Here is a 22,326-nt window from a genome sequence, read left to right on the forward strand (position 1 = left end):
GCGCGTGACGGAATCGACCACGGGAGCAGGCGTTGGCCCCTTCGGCACGAACGACCAGGCACATCTTCGTCACCGGGGGCGTCGCCTCCTCGCTGGGTAAGGGCCTCACTGCCTCCAGCCTCGGCAACTTGCTGACCGCCCGCGGGCTGCGCGTGGTCATGCAGAAGCTCGACCCATACCTGAACGTCGACCCCGGCACGATGAACCCGTTCCAGCACGGAGAGGTGTTCGTCACCGAGGACGGTGCGGAGACCGACCTGGACGTCGGTCACTACGAGCGGTTCCTCGACCGGGACCTGTCCCGCCGGGCCAACGTGACCACCGGGCAGATCTACTCCGAGGTGATCGCCAAGGAGCGGCGCGGGGAGTACCTCGGCGACACCGTCCAGGTCATCCCGCACGTGACCAACGAGATCAAGGCCCGGGTGCGGGCCATGGCCTCCCCGGACGAGGACGGCCGCACCCCCGACGTGGTGATCACCGAGGTCGGTGGCACGGTCGGCGACATCGAGTCGCTGCCGTTCCTGGAGGCGATCCGGCAGATCCGCCATGACATCGGCCGGGACAACTGCTTCTACCTGCACGTGTCGCTGGTGCCCTACCTGGCGCCCTCCGGCGAGCTCAAGACCAAGCCGACCCAGCACTCGGTGGCCGCGCTGCGCAGCATCGGCATCCAGCCCGACGCCATCGTGTGCCGGTCGGACCGGGACATCCCCGAGAAGCTCAAGCACAAGCTGGCGCTGTACTGCGACGTGGACCGCGAGGCGGTGGTGTCCGCGTCGGACGCGCCGAGCATCTACGACATCCCGAAGGTGCTGCACCGCGAGGGGCTGGACGCCTACGTGGTGCGCCGGCTCGGGCTGTCCTTCCGGGACGTGGACTGGAGCCGCTGGGACGACCTGCTGGAGCGGGTACACCACCCGAAGCACACGGTCACCGTGGCGCTGGTCGGCAAGTACGTGGACCTGCCCGACGCGTACCTGTCGGTGTCCGAGGCGATCCGGGCGGCCGGCTTCGGCCACCGCGCCCGGGTCGAGCTGCGCTGGGTACCCAGCGACGAGTGTGTGAGCCCGTCGGGGGCGGCCAGCGCCCTGGCCGGCGTGGACGGCGTGGTGATCCCCGGCGGCTTCGGCGTGCGGGGCATCGAAGGCAAGATCGGTGCGGTCCGGTACGCGCGGGAGAACGGCATCCCGACGCTGGGCCTGTGCCTGGGACTGCAGTGCATGACGATTGAGGTGGCCCGGCACCTGGCCGGCCTGGACGGCGCGAACTCCCGCGAGTTCGACGAGCAGGCCGCGCACCCGGTGATCGCCACCATGGCCGAGCAGGCGGACATCGTGGCCGGCCGGGGTGACCTGGGCGGCACCATGCGGCTGGGCTCGTACCCGGCCCGGCTGCTGGAGGGCTCGCTGGTGGCCCAGGCGTACGGCGAGACCGAGGTGGAGGAGCGTCACCGGCACCGGTTCGAGGTCAACAACGCGTACCGGGACGTGCTGGCAAAGGCCGGCCTGCGCATCAGCGGCACCTCGCCGGACGGCCGGCTGGTGGAGTTCGTCGAGCTGGACCCCGAGCTGCACCCGTTCTTCGTCGCCACCCAGGCGCACCCGGAGCTCAAGAGCCGCCCGACCCGGCCGCACCCGCTGTTCGCCGGGTTCGTCGGCGCGGCCCTGACGTACGCCGACGCCGACCGGCTGCCGGTCGAGCTGACCGAGGCGTCCCGGTGACGCTCGCGCGGGCCCGTCGCGGCCATTGGAGCGGGGTGGCCCGGTGAGCGACGCGCCGATCCGGGCCACCGAGGCCCAGTCCGATCACCCGGTGCGGGCCCGGCACGATCGCTTCCGTGGGCACGTGTTCTCGGTGGTCACCGACGAGGTGCGGATGCCGGGCGGCGAGTACGTCTCGCGCGACTACGTGGTGCACGTCGGCGCGGTCGGCGTGGTGGCCATCGACGACGACGAGCGGGTGGTGCTGGTGCAGCAGTACCGGCACCCGGTCGGTCAGCGGCTGTGGGAGCTGCCGGCGGGGCTGATGGACGTCGAGGGCGAGGATCTGGTCGCCGCCGCCGCGCGGGAGTTGGCCGAGGAGGCCGACCTCAGCGCGCGGCGCTGGGAGATGCTGGTCGACGTGCACACCACGCCGGGGGCGTCCACCGAGGTGATCCGGCTGTTCCTGGCGCGGGAGCTTTCCCCGCTGGCCACCGAGCTGCGCTTCCGGCGGGAGCACGAGGAGGCCGAACTGGTCACCCGGATGGTCCCGCTGGACGAGGCGGTCTCGATGGCGCTGAACGGCGAAATCACCAACGCGGCGGCCCTGGTCGGCCTGCTGGCCACGGCCCGGCTGCGGGACCAGGGTTGGCCGGCGGGGCAGCCGCTGGACACCCCGCTGCCGCGCCCGCCGATCGCTCCTGTGATCACTGTTTGAATCCGTCCTCGAACGCACGGTGTTCCATTGACTACGATGGCCCGGTGCCCGAGCAAGAGCGGAATGTCCCAGTCGCGTGGTCCCGCCGGTTCCGGGGCGGTCGCCCCGAACAGCCGGTCTTGAGCCGAGAACAGATTGTCCGAACAGCCCGGAAGCTCCTTGATGAGGAAGGCCTAGAGGGGCTGTCAATGCGCCGGTTGGGCGCCCGACTGGAGTCGGGCGCCACGTCGGTCTACTGGTACGTGGCCAACAAGGAGGAACTGCTCGACCTGGCCATGGACGAGGCGCTGGCCGAGGTGGCCATACCGGAGCCGACCGGCGACTGGCGGGCCGACCTGCGCGCGCTGCTGGGCGGGCTGCGGGCGATGATGTCCGCGCACCCGTGGACCACGCGGCTCTACCACAGCCGGCCCCTGTTCGGGCAGCACGCGCTGCGCTACGCCGAGGCTCAGCTGTGCCTGCTGCGCTCGGCCGGCTTCGCCGGCGACGAACTGGATGGTGCGTTCAACATGGTCGTCGACTATGTGCGTGGCTCGGTGGACGCGGCCGGGCCCCAGCGATCGCGCCCGCACTCCCGCTCGGGCCGGGTCAGCGACCGGATGACGCTGGAGGCATCCCTGCAGGATGCCGCCAACCCGTACCCGGCGCTGCGCGGATACCGCGAGCACATCCGGTGCCACGACCGGGAGTGCCTGCTGCAGCAGCGCTTCGACTTCGGGCTCCGCGTGCTGCTCGACGGGCTGTCCGCCCGCCTGCGCGACGGGGCCACCGCCTGACTCGACGCGGTCGGGGCCCGGGTCCGCACCGGGTTCCCGGTTCCATTCGCGTTCCGGAGGTGCAACCCCCGATTGGCGGGGTATGCAGCATCCGACAGCCCCCGCACCGCTGCGGCGCGGGGCTGCCGGGTAGTTCTAAACTCCGGGCGTTGGCCGGCAACGAGGCCGGTCAAGCCGCGTCCCAAAGGGGGCAATGTGAAGATCGCCATCCCACGCGAGGTCAAAAACCAGGAGTACCGCGTCGCGATCACACCGGCCGGGGTGAAGGAACTCACCCACAACGGCCATGAGGTCTACATCGAGGCGGGTGCGGGGGACGGATCGTCGATTCCCGACGCCGAGTACACAAATGCCGGCGCCACCATCCTGCCCAGTGCCGACGACATCTGGGGCACCGGGGAGTTGATCCTCAAGGTCAAGGAGCCCATCGCCGAGGAGTACCCGCGCATGCGCGCCGGGCAGGTGCTGTTCACCTACCTGCACCTGGCCGCGTCCAAGGAGTGCACGGACGCGCTGCTGGAGCGCAAGGTCACGGGCATCGCGTACGAGACGGTGGAGAGCGCCGACGGTTCGCTGCCGCTGTTGGCACCGATGTCCGAGGTGGCCGGTCGACTGGCGCCGTTGGTCGGCGCGTACCACCTGATGGCGCCGGCCGGCGGGCGCGGTGCGCTGCTCGGCGGGGTCACCGGGGTGTACGCGACCCGGGTGGTGGTCATCGGCGCCGGGGTCTCCGGGGTGTCCGCCGCCGACATCGCGCTCGGCATGCAGGCCCAGGTGCTGCTGCTGGACAAGAACATCAACAAGCTGCGCCAGTCCGACGGGATCTACCAGGGACGGCTGCAGACCGTGGCGTCCAACTCGTACGAGATCGAGCGCGCGGTGCTGGAGGCCGACCTGGTCATCGGCGCCGTACTCGTGCCCGGCACGAAGGCCCCGACGCTGATCTCCAACGACCTGGTGTCCCGGATGAAGCCGGGCAGCGTGCTGGTCGACATCGCGATCGACCAGGGTGGCTGCTTCGAGGACTCGCGGCCGACCACGCACGACAATCCGGTCTACCGGGTCCACGACTCGGTGTTCTACTGCGTGGCGAACATGCCCGGCGCGGTGCCGCACACCAGCACGTACGCGCTGACCAACGTGACCCTGCCCTACGTGCTGGAGTTGGCCAACCGGGGCTGGCGCGACGCGCTGCAGTCGGACAAGGCGCTCGCGCTCGGCCTGAACACGCACGACGGGCAGATCACCTACGGCCCGGTCGCGCAGGCGCACGGGCTGCCCTACGTGAAGCTGGACGAAGTCCTGGGATAATCCAGGCGTGAATTCGGCGCGGCGGGTGGTCCAGGCGTACCTGGACCACCTGACCGTCGAGCGGGCCCTGGCGGCCAACACGCTGAGCTCCTACCGGCGCGACCTCACCCGCTACGTCGAGGCGCTGGACGGCGCCGCGCTGGGTGAGGTCACCCCGGCTCGGGTCGCGGACTATCTGGCCCGGCTGCGCGAGGGCGACGCCGAGCACCCGCCGCTGTCGGCGGCCAGCGCCGCCCGGGCGGTCAGCGCGGTACGCGGGCTGCACCGCTTCGCGGTCCGCGAGGGGTTGGCCGCCGACGATCCGGCCCGCGCGATCACTCCGCCCACGCCGCCGCGCCGGCTGCCCAAGGCCCTGGACTTCGTGCAGGTCGAGGCGTTGCTGCGCGCGGTGCCCACCGACTCGCCGCTGGGCCTGCGCGACCGGGCGCTGCTGGAGTTCCTGTACGGCACGGGCGCGCGCATCTCCGAGGCGGTCGGCGCGGACATCGACGATCTCGACCTGCCCTCCGGCGACGTGGTGCTGCACGGCAAGGGCGGCCGGTCCCGGCTGGTACCGGTCGGCGGGTACGCGGTCGAGGCGCTGGAGGCGTACCTGGTCCGGGCGCGTCCGGCGCTGGCGGCGGCGGGCCGCGGTACCCCCCGGATCCTGCTGAACGCCCGTGGTGGTCCGCTGTCGCGGCAGAGCGCCTGGACGATTCTGCGCCGGGCGGCCGGCGCGGCGGGGCTGGACCCGTCGAAGATCTCCCCGCACACGCTGCGCCACTCGTACGCCACCCACCTGCTCGACGGGGGCGCCGACGTGCGGGTGGTGCAGGAACTGCTGGGCCACGCGTCGGTGACCACCACCCAGATCTACACGCTGGTGACGGTGGACAGGCTGCGCGAGGTGTACGCCACGGCGCACCCGCGGGCCCGTGGCTGAGCGGGGTCACCGCCGCGGCCGGGTCTTCAGGGCTTGCCGACGCCCCTGAGCAGGGTGTCCACGACCAGGTCGGCGGCCTGCGGGGGATCGACCTCGGGAAATTGGTGAGCGATGCTGTCCACCAGGTGATCGAGGACCGCCCGCACCCACGCCAGCGGGACGCCGGGCTGCAGGTAGCCCTCGTCGGCCGCGCGTTGGACGAAGGCATTCAGTCGCTGGCTCTGCTCTTCGCGCCGGTGCCTGGTGCCCGGGTGGTCGCGCATCATGCGGCGCGTGTCGACGGGCCACTCCCGGCTGACCGGGATGATCCCTTCGACGTAGCGGTGCAGCGCGACCGCTACTGGTGCCTCCGTGAGCCGTGCCTCGTCGAGGACCCGCTCGGCGGAGTCGAGCTTCGCCTGGAAGACGGCACTGAGTAGGGCCTCGCGGGTGGCGAACCGGCGGTGGACGGTGGTGCGGTCCACGCCGGCCTCGCTGGCGATGGCCGAGATCGAGGTGCTCGGGTCCTCGGCCAGCAGCCGCGCGCCGGTGCGCAGCACCGCGGCGAGGTTGCGTGAGGCGTCAGCTCTCATGATGCCGCCGATCATATCACCTAAGTCGTACTTACCCTGTGATTCTCATCATTGATGTGGCGTTAGAAAACAATACTGCTACAGTCGTGTTGCGCTTCGCGATGACGCGAAGCCCGCGCCGGCGTCACGAGGGCCGGGGGCGGTTTGTTCCAGATCGGAGGGATGTGCCATGGCGCGAGCGTGGCTGATCACTGGTGGTTCCCAGGGCCTCGGCCGGGCTCTGGCGGTTGCCGCCCTGGAGGCGGGTGACCAGGTGGCGGTGACCTCTCGCCGGCCGGACGCGCTCGCCGAGCTGGCAGAGGGGCACGCCGCGCGGCTGCTGACCCTGCCGCTGGACGTCACCTCGCCCACCTCGGCCCGGGAGACGGTGGCGGCGGCGGTCGAGCGGTTCGGTCGCCTCGACGTCGTGGTCAACAACGCCGGCTACGCCACCACCAGCTCGGTGGAGGATTTCCCCGAGGACGAACTGCGGGCGCAGCTCGAGACGAACCTCTACGGGGTGATCAACGTGACCAGGGCGGCGCTGCCCGTCATGCGCCGCCAGCGCTCCGGGCACTTCGTGCAGGTCTCGTCCATCGGTGGCCGGGTGGGCGGCACGCCCGGACTCGGCGCCTACCAGACCGCGAAGTTCGGGGTCGAGGGTTTCTCCATGGTCCTGGCCAGCGAGGTGGCCCCGCTGGGCATCACGGTGATGATCGTCGAGCCGGGTGGTATCCGCACCGGCTGGGCCGCCGGCGCCGCGGTCGCGTCCGGTCCGATCGGCGACGACTACCAGCAGACCGTCGGGCAGTGGCGGGACAGGTTCGCGGCGTACAGCGGGAACGAGCCCGGCGACCCGACACGGATGGCCAGGGCGATCATCGATGCGGTCGGCGCGCCGCAGCCCCCGAGCCGGTTGCTGCTGGGCGCCGACGCGCTGGAGATCGCCCTGGAAGCGGAGCAGGCGCGACTCGCGGAGGCCAGGCAGTGGGCCGGGGTCAGCCGATCCACGGACTTCCCGGCGGCGTCGTGACCGCCCACGCGCCGGGTGAGTTCTCATCACGAAGGAGGACCTCAATGAACGGCAGTAATGACCATCAGCACGCACTCGACACCGCCGCGCGACTGCTCGGCCAGCCCCTGACCCTTCCGCTCGGGCCCGGTGAACCGGCCTCGGGCGCCGACTTCCGGCGCCTGGCCACCGAACACACCTTCGGCGACTCCTGGAGTCGCGGCGGCCTCGACGATCGCAGCCGGGCACTGGTCTCGGTGACCATCGCCGCCGCCCTGGGCACTCACGAACCGCTGCGCGGCCAGCTCCGGATCGCGCTGAACAGCGGCGTCACCAAGGACGAGATCGTCGAGCTGTTCATCCACCTCGAGGCCTACGCCGGCGCCGCCCGCGCGTTCGACTCCTACCAGGTCGCGCTCGCGGTCTTCGCCGAGCGCGGGTCGGAGTGACCGCCGCGCAGCGGGTACTGGGCGTCGCGCTACCGGCCGGGTAGCGCGACGTTCGAGCCCGCCGACGTGGCGGGTACCGGCTGGCCGGGGCCCACCCACTCGAAGAGGCACAGGGCGACCAGGAACCCGGTGAGCAGACCCAGCGCGGCCAGTGGTGGCAGCGCCTGGGCGGCGGGGACCAGCGCCGCCGCCACGGCGATGGCGACCAGCTGCGCCGGCGGGAGCGAGCGCAGGGTCAGCCGCAGCAGCGTGGCCCGGCCGGCCAGGTACAGGGCTGCGCCGCCGAACAGGGCCAGCGTCGAGGGCCAGCTCAGCGGCGCCCCGGCCGGGTGCCCGCGCCGGGCGACGTGTTCCAGCGCCTGTTCGATGCCCAGCGCGATGAAGATGACGCCGCTGACCGCGCCGAAGTGCGACAGGGTGTAGGCGTCGGCGGCGAGCTGGCCTCGGCGCAGGCCGGCCGCCCGGCCCAGGGCCTGCCCGGCGGCCGGCGCGACCCGCTCGAAGTACAGCCACCACAGGCAGAAGGCGATGCTCAGGCCGAGCAGCGCCGCGACCAGCACCGACCCTCGGGTGGCGGCCGTGCCGGCGCCGGCCCCGACCGAGATCAGCGACTCGCCGAGCGCGATGATCAGCACCAGGCCGTGCCGCTCGGCGAAGTGGCTCGGGCTGCGCAGCAGCCAGCCGGTGGCGTTGGTCGCGATCCGCCCACCGACGGCGTCGATCAGGAAGGCCGCCCCCCACAGCACGGTCTGCAGGATCGGTCCGGGTAGCGCGCCCAGCACGAGTACCGCGTCGGTCATGGCCGTGGGAACACAGAAGCGCAGCAGGGTCGTGCGCTGGCGCCGGTCGTCGGCGGTGACCAGGTAGTAGAGCCCCAGCTGCAGCGCCCGCACCACGAGGTAGGAGATCGCCAGCGCCAGCGGCGCGTCCACGACCCCACCGCCGCGGCGAAACGCGTGCGGGATCACCAACGCGGTCACGAAGATGGCGGCCATGGCCACGGCGGTACCGGCGCGGACCACGCCCCGGTCGGCGCGGGCCTGGTTGCCCAGCCACACGTACGGCGACCACGAATACCACAGCAGGAACAGCAGCAGCAGCCCCTGGGCCAGGGCCAGGAACGTGAGCGGGCTCGACATGAACGCGATGATCCGGGTCAGCGCGAAGACGAACACGAGATCGAAGAAGATCTCGAAGTCGGTGGCCCGGTGGCGCTCCTGGGTCAACGTCGGTCGGGACCGCAGCAGGCGCCTCATCGCCCCATTTTTCTTGCCCGGCCCGGCGGTGGGTGCGGGTTCGCCGATCCCGCCCGGGGGTCCGCCCAACGGGAGGGGCTCGTTAGGCGTGTCGGCAAGCAACCCGATAGCGGGATGGCCGGGCACCGGGCATGATCCTTGCCATGCCGACCAGGATCTCCCTAGCCGACAAGCCGACTCTGATCGGTAAACGGGTGCGGCTGCGGCCGGTACGCGCCGACGACGCGCCCCAGGTGGCCGCGCTGCACCCGGAGACGCTGCGCCTGACCGGTACCCGCCGGGTGCCCGAGGTGGAGGAGTTGCGGCGCTGGTACGGCGGCCTGGCCGAGCACGACGACCGGTTGGACCTGGCGATCGTGGAGCCGGGCGACGACCGGTACGCCGGTGAGGCCGTGCTCAACGAACTGGACCCGGACAGCGGTTCCTGCGGGTTCCGGATTCTGCTGATCGGCCCGCAGTATTTCGGTCGGGGGCTGGGCACCGAGGCGGCCCGACTGATGCTGGCACACGCGTTCGACACGGTCGGCCTGCACCGCGTCGAGCTGGAGGTCTACGCGTTCAATCCCCGGGCCCGGCACGTGTACGAGAAGGTGGGCTTCGTCCACGAGGGCGTCAAGCGCCACGCGCTGCGGTGGGACGGCGCCTGGGTCGACGCGCACGTGATGGCGATCCTGTCCGACGAGTGGGCGACCCACCGCGGGTACCCGGACTTGACCTGAACCGTTCCTAAAGACTGAGCATGGGTTGTGCAGGCTCAGCCGCGTGCCCCGAACGGTGTTGGGCACACTGGTTCCCCGCGTTCTCTCCGCGTCCAGCTCCATCGGATCGTGTCCGTGGTCCGGGAATGCGGGGGCGGGTTCCCTCACGCCTCCGGGCACCGGGTTCGGCCTGGGCGATCCGATGCCCACGACGATCACTCTGGTCGTCGGGGGGCGGTGTCGTCCGTCGCCGGATCCGGTGTCCGAGGGCGCGTCTGCCAATCGCGACGCTGGCCGCGTCGTGACGGGTGATCTTGCGGTTGGTGCTGGTCAGTGGGCGCTGCCAATGCTGAACACCCCACTTCGAGGTGTAGGCGGGATCCACGCCCACGACGGTGATCCCCAACTCGGCTGCCATGCCCACCAGCCGGGACCGCAGCTTGGCCACCGGCATGCCGCAGATGAGCTTGCGGAACCGTTTGCGGCGGCCGTGTTTCTCCCGGGTCTTGTCCGCCTCGAAGTTGAGGTTTTCGATTGCGAGGTTGCGCTCGTGCCGCTTGGCCCAGTGCAGCAGCCGGATCAGGGCGTGGCGCACCTGTGCGTCACGGTGCTCGGCGTTGCCCGACAGGTCGTAGAAGAAACGGCGCGGCCCACCCATCGGATTGCCGTGCTCGTCCAGGCGCCACGCGGCGAAATGATCAGCGTTGGTATCCACACCGATGATCCCGTTCACCCTCGCGGCGCGAAGCGGCACAGTTTGGGCGGCAGGAATCGTCCACGAGGCGGTCAGGTACCAGCGGCACCGGTCCACGTCCTCGTGGATGCGGTACGCCACCGCCCGGTTCGCCGTGATGCGCTGCCGCCAGGCGTCGCGACGGTGGGGGAACGATACCTTCGCGGCGAGTACGTACCGGCCGTGCTGGGCGTTGGCCAGGTGTGCCAGCGGGGCCGGGAGTTTCACGGACACCTCACCGTCGGGGGTGACCCGGATCGTCTCGTTGCCGTACCGCTTACCCGACTCCCCGTCGGCCTGCAGGAACCGCCGCTGCGCCTCCCACCGCCGCCGCCACTCCGCCTCGGTCAGCCCGGCGACCTCGAGGTGGTGACGGTGGCGCAGCAGCCGCTTCCCGCCCCGCACAACCCGGACCCGACCCACCTGCCAGTCGCTGCGCTCACGCTCAAGCCGATCCCGCAGCACCTGCAAGCGCCGGGACTTCGCGAACCACTCCTGGACGGTGCGGTAACCGCCCGGCGCCCGCTTGCTGCCCTTCTCGCCCAGCGGCAGCGACAGTCGATACGCGATCGTCCTGATACCGGCTTCCAGGCCCTGGATGTGAGCAAGCTGAGCGCGGCGCGACAACGCCCACTGGTCGTGCATAGCCCTCGTGATCGACCCCGCCCACCGCGACGACGACTCCCCCGTCAGGACACGTTTCCGATCGGCCCAGGCGTCCGTGTCATGGTCCAGGCCGGCCGCGCAACGGTCCTTGAGATCCCTGGCGGCAAGCTGGCCGAGATGCTCACCGACCAGCCGCAGAACCTCCTCATCCGCACCAATCAATCCTTTAAGCCGGTCGCGGATGGAAACACCAGACGGGCCGAGCGCCACGAACGGCGCATCGATCGGCCGCAAGTCAGCCATACTCGGCGGCCACCAACGCCTTGCGCGGCCGGTCACGAGCCGAGCCGCAGCCGTACCCGCCAGCGCAGGACCAGATCAGCACCTCCACGATGTCCCGCACCACCTCTCCACGTTCATCCACCGACGGTGATCATTTGTGCTCCACCACTGCAGCATTCCCGAGCCGGCTTGGCGTCGTGGCTGCTGACGGCCGGCATCCTCGCTCCACACCGGCTACCGGCAGTGACCATCGTCCCGCACTCACACCGGGCCGGGAACTGCGTCGTGTTCCGGTCTTGCCCTGGTTATGTACACGCAACCGTCCCGCTACACATCTCGATGTCATGCCGCCGCGACCGGGGGGGCAAGCGCCACGGGCAGGGCAGACGCATTCATCCGCAACACGGCGTAGCTATCATCGGCAACGCCGCCTCTGGTCGGACTGACAGGCGACCCCACATCATCGGCACCCGCCGGCTACCACCCCAGAGCCGACGGGCACGGGAAGCGTCCCGCACGAAACCAGCGACACCTCGTGAGGATCGGCCCCCCACGCTCGCGCCCACTCGGCCAAACTCACGCGAAGACCATGACACCACTAACATAACCTTGAATACGCAGTACACACTCATTCGAGAACAGTTCCGACCCTCTTCAACGACCAAACTCGTGGGGTAAGGAGCCGGAACCGGAAAGAGGAGGCCTGCCCCATGCCCGCCTGGGTCTGCGTCACGTGTGGTGTGCAACAGCCCGATTCCGCCGAGCCGCCGGCCGGCTGCCCGATCTGCCTCGACGAGCGGCAGTACGTCGGCTGGGAGGGGCAGCGCTGGACCACCATGGCCGACATCGCCCGCGAGCACAGCAACGAGCTGCGCGAGGAGGAGCCGGACCTGGTCGGCATCGGCATGACGCCCGCGTACGCGATCGGGCAGCGGGCCCTGCTGGTGCGCACTCCGGGCGGCAACGTGCTGTGGGACTGCACGTCGCTGATTGACGACGCGGCCCGGGAAGAGGTGAACCGGCTCGGCGGCGTCGACGCCATCTGCATGTCCCATCCGCACTTCTACGGCGTGTGCGTGGAGTGGGCCGACGCGTTTGACGCCCGGATCCTCATCCCGGCCGCGGACCGCCAGTGGGTCCAGCGCCCCTCGCCGCGGGTGGAGCTGTGGGACGACGAGGTGTCCCCGGTGCCGGGGGTCACGGTCGCCCGCATCGGCGGGCACTTCGACGGGGCCGCCGTGCTGCACTGGCCGGCCGGCGCGCAGGGTCGGGGCGCGCTGCTGACCGGCGACACCATCACCGTGGTGGCCGACCGCGACTGGGTCAGCTTCATGTGGTCGTACCCGAACCTGATCCCGCTGGACGAGGCGACCGTGGAGGGTATCGCGAGTCGAATCGAGCGGTTCGCCTTCGACCGCGTGTATGGCGGCTGGTGGGGGAGGGTGGTCGTGGCGGACGGGCCGGCCGCCATTCGCCGCTCGGCCGACCGGTACATCGCCCGGCTGCGCGGTGCGCGCCCGGCGCTGTGAACTGAATCATTGGTGTGACTAACGTTATTGAGACTAACGTTAGTCGTACCAATGATTGGAGAAGGCCGTGATCGAGCCGTTCCGCATCGAGATCCCCCAGGAAGACCTCGACGAGCTGAACCGCAGGCTGGCGGGCATCCGCTGGCCCGACGAACTGCCCGGCTCGGGCTGGGACTACGGGGTACCGCTGTCCCGGGTCCGCCAGCTGGCCGACTACTGGCGCGACGGGTACGACTGGCGGCGCCAGGAGGCGGCGCTCAACGAGATCCCGCAGTACACCACCGACATCGACGGCCAGCGGGTGCATTTCCTGCACGTGCGCAGCGCGGACCCGCACGCCCTGCCGCTGATCCTCACCCATGGCTGGCCCGGCGCGTTCGTCGAACTGCTCGACGTGATCGAACCGCTGTCGCGGGACTTCCACGTGGTGATCCCGTCGATCCCGGGCTTCACCCTGTCCGGCCCGACCGGCCAGCGCGGCTGGGACGTGCACCGGGTCGCCCGCGCCTGGGCCGAGCTGATGTCCCGGCTCGGCTACGACCGGTACGGCGCCCAGGGCGGCGACTGGGGTTCGCCCATCTCCCGGTCGCTGGGCAACCTCGCCCCCGACCGGGTCGTCGGCGTGCACCTCAACTATCTGCCGACGCCGCCGCCAGCGAACGAGGAGGGGCTGTCCGACGACGACCGTGACCGGGTGGCGCAACTGCGGGCGTACCAGGGCGCCCAGCCCGCGTTCCGGGTGCTGCAATCGACCCGGCCGCAGACCCTGGCGTACGCGCTGACCGACTCACCGGTCGCGGAGCTGGCCTGGCTCACCGAGGCGTTCAACGAGTGGGCCGCCCCGGACGCCCCGATCACCGCCGACCGGCTGCTGACCACCGCGAGCCTGTACTGGCTGACCCGCACCGGCGGCTCCGCGGCCCGGCTGCACCGGGAGAGCGCGGTCGGCCCGTTGCCCTGCCCGGTACCGGTGGGCGTGGCCGTCTTCCCGCACGACATCACGTTGGCCGTGCGGAGCCTCGCCGAGCGGGCATACTCGATCGTGCATTGGTCGGAGTTCGACCGGGGCGGGCACTTCGCCGCGATGGAGGCACCCGACCTGCTCGCCTCCGACGTGCGGGCGTTCTTCGAAAAGCTGCGCTGACACTGCGACAGAAGGGATGCCACAGCGATGATCCTGGTAACGGGCGGCACCGGAAACGTGGGTCGGGAGGTCGTCCGGCAACTGCTGGACGCCGGTGAGCGGGTACGGGTCATCGCCCGCGACCCGAGCCGGGCCGCGCTGCCGGAGCCGGCCGAGGTCGTACCCGGCGACCTGACCCGACCCGAGACGCTGCCCGCCGCGCTGGAGGGCACCGACCGGGCATTCCTGTTCCCCGTGTTCGCCGGGCTCGAGGGGTTCCTCGACGCGGCCCGGCGCGTCAAGCTCGCCCACGTGGTGCTGCTGTCCTCGTCGGCGGTCAGCTACCCCACCGCCAACTGGATAGGCGATCAGCACCGGGCGCTCGAGGAGGCGGTCGCCGCCTCCGGCCTGCCGTGGACGCACGTGCGCCCCGGCGGGTTCATGACCAACGACCTGGCGTGGACGCGGCAGATCATCAACGAGGGAGTGGTCCGGGGCGTGTACGGCCGGTCCGCCAGTGCCCCGGTCGATCCGCGGGACATCGCCGCCGTCGCGGTGCGGGCGCTGCTGGACGGCGGGCACGCCGGCCGGGCGTACGAGCTGACCGGTCCGCAGTCGCTGACCCAGCTCGACCGGGTACGCACCATCGGCGAGGTCATCGGCCGCCCGGTGCGCTTCGAGGAGCAGCCCCGGGAGCAGTTCGCCGCGCAGCTGCGGCAGCGGATGCCCGAGCCCGCGGCCGAGTTCATGCTCGACCTGCTGGCCTCGATGGAGGGCGCGACCGCGGAGGTCCTGCCGACCGTCGAGGAGGTGACCGGCCGGCCCGCCTACTCCTATGCGGAGTGGATCCGCCACTGGATGACGGAGTTCACCGGGCCGGCGGCCTGACCTGGAGCGGGCGGGCGGGTTCAGCGCTGGGAGGCCGGCACCCACCCGTCCGCCCGCCCCGGTACCTCGCTCGCCCGCGCGTCCACCCGGTACACGATCTCCACGGAGCCGCCGGGCAGCGCGCGTTCGCGCTCGAACGCCAGGCCGGCCCCGGTGCTCAACGACTCGGTCAGCCGCATCCCGCCGCCGAGCAGGACGGGAAGCACGATGATTTCGAGGGTGTCCAGCGCGCCGAGGGCTCGGAACGTCTCGATCGTGCGCGGCCCGCCGACCAGGTGCACGTCCCGGCCCCGGTTGGCGGCCCGCATCCGGTACAGCAGCCGCGCCGGATCGGCGTCGACGACCACGTGGTCCGGGGTGCCCGACGGGCGCTTCCCGCTCAGAACGAACACGTCCAGGTTCGGCCAGGGCCACCGATCGTTGGTCAGTGCCGGCACGAACGTCGTGCGGCCCATCAGCGCCGCCTCGCAGTCCGCGAGGAACTCCGGGAAGCCGTGGCTCGCGCCGGAGACGAACGACGGGTCGGCGGTCAGCGCGGGCCAGCCGCTCGGGGTGGCCACGTAGCCGTCGACGCTGATGCTGGTACGCGCGCGGATCTTCATGGGGCTGCGACTCCGTTCCTATTGGTCGTGGACCGTCCTACCCGCCTGGCCGTGGACCGTCCTCCAGCCTGCGGTCGGAGCCGAGCCGCGCGCCTCGACATCACCGAGCCGGCCGGTTGGCGACCGGTGCGAGGACGGACCCAAGCGCACAGAACAGGGCCAGGGGAACCGGTGTGGCGCGGCGCGCGTCGAATTACCCGAGGCCGCACGAGAAGGAGTTCGCCGATGAACACTGTCCGGGATCGTCCGCCCGCCACCCCACGCCGTGCCCGCCCGGCCGGCATCGCGGTGGCCCTCGCCGCGATGACCGTCGCGACGGTGGCCCTCGCGACCGGCTGCGCCCAGACCAGCTCGACCAACGGCCCGGCCGACCCGACGCTGCCCAGCGGCGGCGTGACCGCCGCCGTGCCGGTGTCCTCGCTGACCTGCGGCACGTCGCCGGCCATCACCGGCGGGCCGCTGCCCGACCAGGACTGGGCCGAGGTGGCGTCGTGCCCGATCGGCGCGCCGCACCTGGCCTCCGGCGCGCCCGCGCCGAGCGCCTCGCCGCGCCCGGTCACCATCACCCACGGCGACCTGGGCCCGCTGGTCGCCGGGCTACGCCAGCCCGACGCCCCGCGCTCGACCGGCGTGTGCCCCGCCTATTTGATAGCCCTGCCCACCTTCTGGTTGGTCGATCGCGACGACGAGGCGTACCAGCCGCACATTCCGAAAAATCCGTGCGGCCAGCCGGCCGAGGCGGTGGTGGCGGCGCTGCGCGGCCTCGGCGTGACCTGACGGCGCGGCGCGACCGCGACTGATCTGACCGCCCTCGGACGGGTTTGGGCGGCGTGAGCGAGGCGGAGCGACGCGGCCCGACGGGTGCCGGAGGCGGCATCGCGCGGCAGGTCGCGCGCCCGCCGCGCACCCCCCTCGCAACACGCCGATTGGGCTGCGGGGTTACGCCCATTCCGTGGCGTACAGTCGGGCCACGACGCGTACTCCTGGACAGTCCGTGGAAGTCCGCGAGCGGCGGCGCCGACCCGTCGTCGGGAAGGGCGTACAAGAGATGACAGGCATCGAGCACCAGGCCGAATCGTGGACCTCGCAGATGCGTGCGGAGCAGTCCGGACTCGATCTCGGCGCTGAGCTCGGGCCGGCCGATCCGACCGCGTTCACCCAGCGCCGGCCGATCCCGCAGCCGCTGCCGCTGGACGAGCACGGCCCCGCCCGCATCATCGCGATGGCCAACCAGAAGGGTGGCGTCGGAAAGACGACGACCACCATCAACCTCGGCGCGGCACTGGCCGAGTACGGCCGACGCGTGCTGCTGGTCGACTTCGACCCGCAGGGCGCGCTGTCGGTCGGGCTGGGGGTCAACCCCCACAACCTGGATCTGTCCATCTACAACCTGCTGATGCACGACGACTGCACGCTCGACGACATCCGGATCAAGACCGACGTTGACGGGCTGCACCTGCTGCCGGCCAACATCGACCTGTCCGCCGCCGAGATTCAGCTGGTCACCGAGGTGGCCCGGGAGATGGCCCTGTCCCGGCTGCTGCGCCCGGTGCTCAAGGAGTACGACTTCATCCTGATCGACTGCCAGCCGTCCCTGGGCCTGCTCGCCATCAACGCGCTGACCTGCGCGCATGGGGTGCTCATCCCGCTGGAGTGCGAGTTCTTCAGCCTGCGCGGCGTGGCCCTGCTGCTGGACACGATCGACAAGGTGCGCGAGCGGCTCAACTTCGACCTGGAGCTCGAGGGCATCCTGGCCACCATGTACGACTCGCGGACCACGCACTGCCGGCAGGTGCTTCAGCGGGTAGTCGAGGCATTCGGGGACAAGGTGTACCAAACGGTGATTACCAAGACGGTGAAGTTCCCCGAGTCGACCGTCGCCGGTACCCCGATCACGTCGCTGGACCCGGCCTCCTCGGGTGCCCGCAACTACCGGCAGTTGGCCCGTGAGGTCATCGCCGCGCACGCCAACCATCGCTGATCGACGCCCGTGGGTAGGGTTCGTGTCGTGACCCTGCCCGAAGCCACCCCGGACGCCGCGCCTGAGGGTGCCACATCGGTGGACGTCCCCGACGCCCCGGCGGAACTGGCCGCGGAGGCGGCGGCGGACCCGACCGTGGACTCGGCGGTCGAGGCGGGAGCCTCGGGTCGGTTCCAGGTCACCCTCACCAACTTCACCGGGCCGTTCGACCTGCTGCTGCAGCTGATCAGCAAGCACAAGCTGGACGTCACCGAGGTGGCGCTGCACAAGGTCACGGACGAGTTCATCGCCTATATCCGGGCGATGGGGGACGATTGGGACCTCGACGAGGCGAGCGAGTTCCTGGTGGTCGCCGCCACCCTCCTGGACCTGAAGGCGGCCCGGCTGCTGCCGGCCGCCGCGGTCGAGGACGAGGAAGACCTGGCCCTGCTGGAGGCGCGCGACCTGCTGTTCGCGCGGCTGCTGCAGTACAAGGCGTTCAAGGAGGCCGCGGCGCACCTGGCGATGCTGTCGGAGACCGGCGCGCGGCGCTGGCCCCGGGCCGTCGGGCTGGAGCCGCAGTACGCGGAGGCGCTACCGGACCTGATCCTGGGCATCGGGGCGACCCGGCTGGCCCAACTGGCGGCGCGCGCACTGGCGCCGAAGCGGCCGCCCGAGGTCTCCATCGCCCACGTGCACATGGTGCGGGTCAGCGTGCGGGAGCACCTGGCGGTGCTACGCGAAAAATTGGTCAAACTGCGCATGGCGACGTTCCGGGTGCTGTGCGCGGACTGCCAGTCGACCCTGGAGGTGGTGGCGCGGTTCCTGGCGCTGCTGGAGATGTACCGGGAGGGGCTGATCGGCTTCGACCAGGTGGAGGCGCTCGGGGAGCTGACCGTACGCTGGATCGCCGCGGACGGCGCGGAGGCAGTCGAGGTGCAGGTGGACGAGTACGCGGGCGCCCCCACCGAGCCGGCGCCGCAGCGGGAGCGGGCGGACGCGGACCCCGACTCGGCAGCCGAGTCCGGACCGGAGCCGTCGGACGGGGAGAAACGGGATGAGTGACAACTGGGGGGACGATTCGCTCGCCAGCCAGGCGGCGGCGTGGGTGCCGCCATGGGCGCGCGAGCCGGAGCCCGAGTCCGCCGCGGAGCCCGATCCCGCCGCGGAGCCCGATCCCGGCGCGGTGTCGGAGCCTGCCTTCGAGCCTGAGCCGGCTGCTTTCGAGCCTGAGCCGGCTGCTTTCGAGCCTGAGCCGGCTGCTTTCGAGCCCGAGCCGGCTGCTGCCGAGCCCGAGCCCCCTGCTGCCGAGCCTGAGCATCCTGCTGTGGAGCGTGAGCCCGCCGCGGTGTCCGAGCCGGAGCGCGAGCCGGAGCGCACGGCTTCGCCGAGCGTGGATCCGGTGGAGCAGCCGGGGCCGGCGGCCCAGCCGGTGCCGGAGCCGGTCACCGAGCCCGCCCTCATCCCCGAGCCCCCCGCCGAGCCGACCGACGCTCCCGAGCCCGCCGTCCCACCGGCTGAGCCGGAGTCCGTGGTCGAGCCGGAGTCGGTCGCGGAGCCGGAGCCGGAGTCGGGCGTGGAGCCGGTGTCCGTGGTCGAGCCGGTGTCCGTGGCTGAGCCGGAGTCCGTGGCTGAGCCGGAGTCCGTGGTCGAGCCGGTGTCCGTGGTCGGCGATGGTGGCGCGGAGCTGAGCGCCGGCGCGGCCGCGCCCGTGCCGGTCCTTCCGGGCCCCGCCGCGGCCGACGAGTTGCCGCCCCTCGCGGAGCTGCCCGCCGCGGAGCTGCGCGCCGCGATCGAGGCCATCCTGCTGGTGGTCGACGAGCCGGTCGCGGAGTCGCTGCTGGCCCAGGTGCTGGAGCAGCCGGTCGAGCGGATCACCGCCGAACTGTCCACGCTGGCCGGGGAGTACGAGCGGCAGGATCGCGGCTTCGACCTGCGCCGGGCGGCCGGCGGCTGGCGGCTGTACACGAGGACCCGGTACGCCCCCTACGTGGAGCGGTTCGTGCTGGACGGCCAGTCGGTACGGCTGACCCAGGCGGCCCTGGAGACCCTCGCCGTGGTCGCGTACAAGCAGCCGGTGACCCGTTCTCGGATTTCGGCCATCCGCGGTGTCAACTGTGATGGGGTCATGCGTACCCTGGTAACTCGCGGCTTGATCGAGGATTGCGGTACCGAGCCGGAGACCGGTGCCCACCTCTATCGCACGACCAGCCTCTTCCTTGAGAAGCTCGGGCTGGATTCGGTGGATCAGCTGCCGCCCCTGGCCCCATTCCTGCCCGATGATGTGGATGAGATCGCTGATGCCCAACGCTGACCGGCTCCAGAAGGTCCTCGCCGCCGCCGGTGTCGGCTCCCGCCGAGCCAGCGAGGAGCTGATCGCCGCGGGTCGGGTGACCGTCGACGGCCGGGTGGCCACGCTCGGCGACAAGGTCGACCCGACCACCGCCGAGATCCACGTGGACGGCGAGCGGATCGTCGTCGACGCCAACCTGGTGTACCTGGCGATGAACAAGCCGCGCGGAGTGGTCGCCACGATGGCCGACGAGCGCGGGCGCGAGGCGATCGCCGACTTCCTGAAAAACATCCCAGAGCGGATTTTCCACGTCGGACGGCTCGATGCGGACAGCGAGGGCCTGCTGCTGCTGACCAACGACGGGGGGCTGGCGCACAAGCTGATGCACCCGTCGTACGGGGTGTCCAAGACGTACCTGGTCGAGGTGCCGGGTCCGATGCGCCGTGGCGTGGGCCGGCAGTTGGCCGCCGGGATCGAGCTCGAGGACGGCCCGGCGCGGGTCGACGATTTCCGGCTGGTCGACTCGATGCCGGGCCGGGTACTCGTGGAACTGGTGTTGCACGAGGGGCGCAAGCACATCGTGCGACGGTTGATGGACGAGGTCGGATACCCGGTGACCCGGCTGGTGCGCACCGCGATCGGGCCGGTCAAGCTGGGCGACCTGCGGCCGGGCCGCCACCGCCGGCTCAACCAGACCGAGGTTGCCGCGCTGTTCAAGGCGGTAGGGGACTAGCCTCCCTCAGGGGTTGGTCCGTGCCGCGTGCCGGATCTGGCCGACCCGGCATGATTGGTGTGGGTGGCCGACAAGTAGGGAGTAGTGGCGTGGACGCGTGTGTGGTGGCCGTTGACGGTCCGTCGGGTTCTGGGAAATCGACGGTGTCCCGCCGGCTCGCCGCCGAGCTACACGCGGGCTACCTGGACACCGGGGCGATGTACCGGGCGGTGACCCTGGCCGTGCTGACCGCCGGGGCCGATCCGGCCGACTCCGAGGCGGTCGCCAAGATCGCCGGTGAGGTGACGCTGGACAGCGGTACCGACCCGGACGCGCCGTACATCCGGCTCAACGGCGACCCGGTCGACGGCGAGATCCGCGGTCCAGCGGTGACCGGGGCGGTGTCCGCGGTCTCCGCGGTGCCGGCCGTGCGGGCCCTGCTGGTGGCCCGCCAGCGCGAGATCATCGCCGACACCGCCCGGATCGTGGTGGAGGGGCGTGACATCGGTTCGGTGGTGGCCCCGGACGCCAACCTGAAGGTGTACCTGACCGCCGCCGCGCACACCCGGGCCCGGCGGCGCAGCGCCGAGCACGACACCGACCTGTCGACCACCGCCGAGGCGATGGCCCGCCGGGACAAGCTGGACTCCAGCCGCGCCGCGGATCCGCTGGCCCAGGCGTCGGACGCGGTGGTGCTCGACACCACCGAACTGGGCATCGACGAGGTTGTCGGCCGGCTTCTCGACCTGGTAGGGAGTGTCTGTGGCTGACTCATTCGAGGCAGCTGTGCCCGAGTTCCTCGACGACGTCGACCTTGACGCCGAGCGGGCGGACCTCGGGGACGGCGAGCCGCAGGGACCCGCGCCGGTGGTGGCCGTGGTCGGGCGGCCGAATGTCGGCAAGTCGACCCTGGTCAATAGGATCATCGGCCGCCGCCAGGCGGTGGTTGAGGACGTGCCCGGGGTGACCCGGGACCGGGTGGCCTACGACGCGCTGTGGACCGGCCGCCGGTTCACCATTGTGGACACCGGTGGCTGGGAGCCGGACGCCCGCGACCGCGCGGCCGCTATCGCCGCGCAGGCGGAGGCCGCGGTGGCCACGGCGGACGCGGTGCTGTTCGTGGTGGACGCCCGGGTGGGCGCCACGGACGTGGACGAGGCCGCCGTCAAGATGCTGCGGCGCAGCGCCAAGCCGGTGCTGCTGGTGGCCAACAAGGTCGACAACGCGGCCCAGGAAATCGAGTCCATGTCGCTGTGGTCGCTGGGCCTGGGCCAGCCGTACCCGGTCTCGGCGCTGCACGGCCGGGGCTCGGGCGACCTGCTCGACGCGGTGCTGGAGGCCCTTCCGGTGCCGGCGCCCGCCGAGGCGCCGCGTCCGCGCGGCCCGCGCCGGGTGGCGCTGGTGGGCCGGCCGAACGTGGGCAAGTCGAGCCTGCTCAACCGGCTCTCCCAGGAGGACCGGGCGGTGGTCGACGCGGTCGCCGGTACCACGGTGGACCCGGTGGACAGCCTGGCGCAGATCGGCGGCGAGACCTGGCAGCTGGTGGACACGGCCGGGCTGCGCAAGCGGGTCGGGCAGGCCAGCGGCACCGAGTACTTCGCGTCGCTGCGCACCAAGGCGGCGATCGACGCGGCCGAGGTGGCCATCGTGCTGCTGGACGCGAGCGAACCGATCAGCGAGCAGGACCAGCGGATCCTGTCGATGGTCACCGAGTCCGGCCGGGCGCTGGTGCTGGCCTTCAACAAGTGGGACCTGGTCGACGAGGACCGCCGGTACTTCCTGGAACGGGAGGTGGAGCGGGAACTGCGCCGCATCCCGTGGGCGCTGCGGGTCAACGTGTCGGCGAAGACCGGTCGCGCGGTGGAGCGGCTGGCTCCCGCCCTGCACCAGGCGCTGGCCAACTGGGAGAAGCGGGTACCGACCGGCCAGTTCAACCAGTGGCTGACCGCGCTGGTACAGGCGACTCCGCACCCGATCCGCGGGGGGCGGGCGCCGAAGGTGCTGTTCGCGACCCAGGCGGGTACCAGTCCGCCGAGGTTCGTGCTGTTCTCCACCGGGCCGCTGGACGCCGGGTACGTGCGGTTTGTGGAGCGCAAGCTGCGCGAGGAGTTTGACTTCGAGGGCACCCCGGTCGAGGTGACGGTACGGCCGCGCAAGCGCGCCAAGCCCTGACCGTCCTGAGAGGACGGTCGTGAGCTCCTC

At 71.4% G+C, this 22,326-nt stretch carries 23 protein-coding genes; 18 read left to right on the forward strand and 5 right to left on the reverse strand.

Annotated elements, in window-relative coordinates:
* Positions 1-32: 32 nt before the first annotated feature.
* The 5 genes from ABEA87_RS25540 to ABEA87_RS25560 all read left to right on the forward strand — a co-directional run bounded on the left by ABEA87_RS25540 (position 33) and on the right by ABEA87_RS25560 (position 5,430).
* Positions 33-1,724: a CTP synthase gene (locus tag ABEA87_RS25540; RefSeq protein ID WP_345633686.1), complete on the forward strand. Its 1,692-nt coding sequence runs from the start codon at positions 33-35 to the stop codon at positions 1,722-1,724.
* Positions 1,725-1,767: 43 nt separating this feature from the next.
* The gene (locus ABEA87_RS25545) at positions 1,768-2,421 is read left to right on the forward strand and encodes an NUDIX hydrolase (protein WP_345633689.1); all 654 of its coding nucleotides are present in this window, start codon (positions 1,768-1,770) and stop codon (positions 2,419-2,421) included.
* 44 nt (positions 2,422-2,465) lie between these two features.
* Complete coding sequence (locus ABEA87_RS25550; protein WP_345633692.1) at positions 2,466-3,197, forward strand: TetR/AcrR family transcriptional regulator; 732 nt, start codon at positions 2,466-2,468, stop codon at positions 3,195-3,197.
* Positions 3,198-3,392: 195 nt separating this feature from the next.
* Complete coding sequence (gene ald / locus ABEA87_RS25555; protein ID WP_345633695.1) at positions 3,393-4,508, forward strand: alanine dehydrogenase; 1,116 nt, start codon at positions 3,393-3,395, stop codon at positions 4,506-4,508.
* Between the two features lie 7 nt (positions 4,509-4,515).
* Complete coding sequence (locus ABEA87_RS25560; protein WP_345633699.1) at positions 4,516-5,430, forward strand: site-specific tyrosine recombinase XerD; 915 nt, start codon at positions 4,516-4,518, stop codon at positions 5,428-5,430.
* A 26-nt stretch (positions 5,431-5,456) separates the two neighbouring features.
* On the opposite strand, the gene ABEA87_RS25565 is transcribed toward ABEA87_RS25560, so the two are convergent.
* Positions 5,457-6,002, reverse strand: coding sequence for a TetR/AcrR family transcriptional regulator (locus ABEA87_RS25565; RefSeq protein WP_345633702.1), 546 nt, complete (start codon positions 6,000-6,002; stop codon positions 5,457-5,459).
* Between the two features lie 169 nt (positions 6,003-6,171).
* Here ABEA87_RS25565 and ABEA87_RS25570 point away from each other — a divergent pair, with 169 nt between their 5' ends.
* Together ABEA87_RS25570 and ABEA87_RS25575 are read left to right on the forward strand one after the other, a co-directional pair.
* A complete protein-coding gene (locus tag ABEA87_RS25570; protein WP_345633705.1) occupies positions 6,172-7,014 on the forward strand; it encodes an oxidoreductase in 843 nt (280 codons plus the stop codon).
* Between the two features lie 44 nt (positions 7,015-7,058).
* A complete protein-coding gene (locus tag ABEA87_RS25575) occupies positions 7,059-7,442 on the forward strand; it encodes a carboxymuconolactone decarboxylase family protein (RefSeq protein WP_345633708.1) in 384 nt (127 codons plus the stop codon).
* A gap of 29 nt (positions 7,443-7,471) precedes the next feature.
* Here the strand turns inward: ABEA87_RS25575 and ABEA87_RS25580 are convergent, their stop codons facing one another.
* Entirely contained in the window at positions 7,472-8,698 is a 1,227-nt protein-coding gene (locus ABEA87_RS25580) for a low temperature requirement protein A (RefSeq protein WP_345633711.1), read from the reverse strand.
* A gap of 131 nt (positions 8,699-8,829) precedes the next feature.
* Here ABEA87_RS25580 and ABEA87_RS25585 point away from each other — a divergent pair, with 131 nt between their 5' ends.
* A complete protein-coding gene (locus ABEA87_RS25585) occupies positions 8,830-9,417 on the forward strand; it encodes a GNAT family N-acetyltransferase (protein WP_425570952.1) in 588 nt (195 codons plus the stop codon).
* A gap of 7 nt (positions 9,418-9,424) precedes the next feature.
* On the opposite strand, the gene ABEA87_RS25590 is transcribed toward ABEA87_RS25585, so the two are convergent.
* Complete coding sequence (locus tag ABEA87_RS25590; RefSeq protein ID WP_345633717.1) at positions 9,425-11,005, reverse strand: hypothetical protein; 1,581 nt, start codon at positions 11,003-11,005, stop codon at positions 9,425-9,427.
* Between the two features lie 25 nt (positions 11,006-11,030).
* A complete protein-coding gene (locus ABEA87_RS25595; RefSeq protein ID WP_345633720.1) occupies positions 11,031-11,159 on the reverse strand; it encodes a hypothetical protein in 129 nt (42 codons plus the stop codon).
* Between the two features lie 568 nt (positions 11,160-11,727).
* Here ABEA87_RS25595 and ABEA87_RS25600 point away from each other — a divergent pair.
* The 3 genes from ABEA87_RS25600 to ABEA87_RS25610 all read left to right on the forward strand — a co-directional run bounded on the left by ABEA87_RS25600 (position 11,728) and on the right by ABEA87_RS25610 (position 14,557).
* On the forward strand, positions 11,728-12,546 hold the full coding sequence (locus ABEA87_RS25600) for an MBL fold metallo-hydrolase (RefSeq protein ID WP_345633723.1): 819 nt from the start codon (positions 11,728-11,730) through the stop codon (positions 12,544-12,546).
* Between the two features lie 70 nt (positions 12,547-12,616).
* Complete coding sequence (locus ABEA87_RS25605) at positions 12,617-13,690, forward strand: epoxide hydrolase family protein (RefSeq protein WP_345633997.1); 1,074 nt, start codon at positions 12,617-12,619, stop codon at positions 13,688-13,690.
* A 27-nt stretch (positions 13,691-13,717) separates the two neighbouring features.
* Positions 13,718-14,557, forward strand: coding sequence for an SDR family oxidoreductase (locus ABEA87_RS25610; RefSeq protein WP_345633725.1), 840 nt, complete (start codon positions 13,718-13,720; stop codon positions 14,555-14,557).
* A 20-nt stretch (positions 14,558-14,577) separates the two neighbouring features.
* Here the strand turns inward: ABEA87_RS25610 and ABEA87_RS25615 are convergent, their stop codons facing one another.
* Entirely contained in the window at positions 14,578-15,159 is a 582-nt protein-coding gene (locus ABEA87_RS25615) for a dihydrofolate reductase family protein (RefSeq protein WP_345633728.1), read from the reverse strand.
* Positions 15,160-15,384: 225 nt separating this feature from the next.
* Here ABEA87_RS25615 and ABEA87_RS25620 point away from each other — a divergent pair, with 225 nt between their 5' ends.
* From ABEA87_RS25620 to der, 7 genes are all read left to right on the forward strand, one after another.
* Complete coding sequence (locus tag ABEA87_RS25620) at positions 15,385-15,936, forward strand: hypothetical protein (protein ID WP_345633730.1); 552 nt, start codon at positions 15,385-15,387, stop codon at positions 15,934-15,936.
* Positions 15,937-16,207: 271 nt separating this feature from the next.
* Positions 16,208-17,140, forward strand: a complete 933-nt coding sequence (locus ABEA87_RS25625; protein WP_345633733.1) for an AAA family ATPase — start codon at positions 16,208-16,210, stop codon at positions 17,138-17,140.
* 27 nt (positions 17,141-17,167) lie between these two features.
* Positions 17,168-18,184, forward strand: coding sequence for a segregation and condensation protein A (locus ABEA87_RS25630; protein ID WP_425570953.1), 1,017 nt, complete (start codon positions 17,168-17,170; stop codon positions 18,182-18,184).
* A gap of 262 nt (positions 18,185-18,446) precedes the next feature.
* On the forward strand, positions 18,447-19,433 hold the full coding sequence (gene scpB / locus ABEA87_RS25635) for an SMC-Scp complex subunit ScpB (RefSeq protein WP_345633735.1): 987 nt from the start codon (positions 18,447-18,449) through the stop codon (positions 19,431-19,433).
* Complete coding sequence (locus ABEA87_RS25640) at positions 19,402-20,145, forward strand: pseudouridine synthase (protein ID WP_425570957.1); 744 nt, start codon at positions 19,402-19,404, stop codon at positions 20,143-20,145. Before scpB ends, ABEA87_RS25640 begins: the two co-directional genes overlap by 32 nt.
* 89 nt (positions 20,146-20,234) lie before the next feature.
* On the forward strand, positions 20,235-20,894 hold the full coding sequence (cmk, locus tag ABEA87_RS25645; RefSeq protein ID WP_345633740.1) for a (d)CMP kinase: 660 nt from the start codon (positions 20,235-20,237) through the stop codon (positions 20,892-20,894).
* A 16-nt stretch (positions 20,895-20,910) separates the two neighbouring features.
* A complete protein-coding gene (gene der, locus ABEA87_RS25650; protein ID WP_345634001.1) occupies positions 20,911-22,296 on the forward strand; it encodes a ribosome biogenesis GTPase Der in 1,386 nt (461 codons plus the stop codon).
* Positions 22,297-22,326: the final 30 nt, after the last annotated feature.

It is taken from the genome of Rugosimonospora acidiphila (assembly GCF_039543385.1).
Taxonomy (GTDB): Bacteria; Actinomycetota; Actinomycetes; order Mycobacteriales; family Micromonosporaceae; genus Rugosimonospora; species Rugosimonospora acidiphila.

What these genes read in the sequence shown, in the direction of transcription:
- ABEA87_RS25565 (WP_345633702.1), bottom strand. Translation starts at nt 6,002, where the DNA reads ATGAGAGCTGACGCCTCACGCAACCTCGCCGCGGTGCTGCGCACCGGC.
- ABEA87_RS25570 (WP_345633705.1), top strand. Translation starts at nt 6,172, where the DNA reads ATGGCGCGAGCGTGGCTGATCACTGGTGGTTCCCAGGGCCTCGGCCGG.
- ABEA87_RS25575 (WP_345633708.1), top strand. Translation starts at nt 7,059, where the DNA reads ATGAACGGCAGTAATGACCATCAGCACGCACTCGACACCGCCGCGCGA.
- ABEA87_RS25580 (WP_345633711.1), bottom strand. Translation starts at nt 8,698, where the DNA reads ATGAGGCGCCTGCTGCGGTCCCGACCGACGTTGACCCAGGAGCGCCAC.
- ABEA87_RS25585 (WP_425570952.1), top strand. Translation starts at nt 8,830, where the DNA reads ATGATCCTTGCCATGCCGACCAGGATCTCCCTAGCCGACAAGCCGACT.
- ABEA87_RS25600 (WP_345633723.1), top strand. Translation starts at nt 11,728, where the DNA reads ATGCCCGCCTGGGTCTGCGTCACGTGTGGTGTGCAACAGCCCGATTCC.
- ABEA87_RS25610 (WP_345633725.1), top strand. Translation starts at nt 13,718, where the DNA reads ATGATCCTGGTAACGGGCGGCACCGGAAACGTGGGTCGGGAGGTCGTC.
- ABEA87_RS25615 (WP_345633728.1), bottom strand. Translation starts at nt 15,159, where the DNA reads ATGAAGATCCGCGCGCGTACCAGCATCAGCGTCGACGGCTACGTGGCC.
- ABEA87_RS25620 (WP_345633730.1), top strand. Translation starts at nt 15,385, where the DNA reads ATGAACACTGTCCGGGATCGTCCGCCCGCCACCCCACGCCGTGCCCGC.
- ABEA87_RS25625 (WP_345633733.1), top strand. Translation starts at nt 16,208, where the DNA reads ATGACAGGCATCGAGCACCAGGCCGAATCGTGGACCTCGCAGATGCGT.
- ABEA87_RS25640 (WP_425570957.1), top strand. Translation starts at nt 19,402, where the DNA reads ATGTGGATGAGATCGCTGATGCCCAACGCTGACCGGCTCCAGAAGGTC.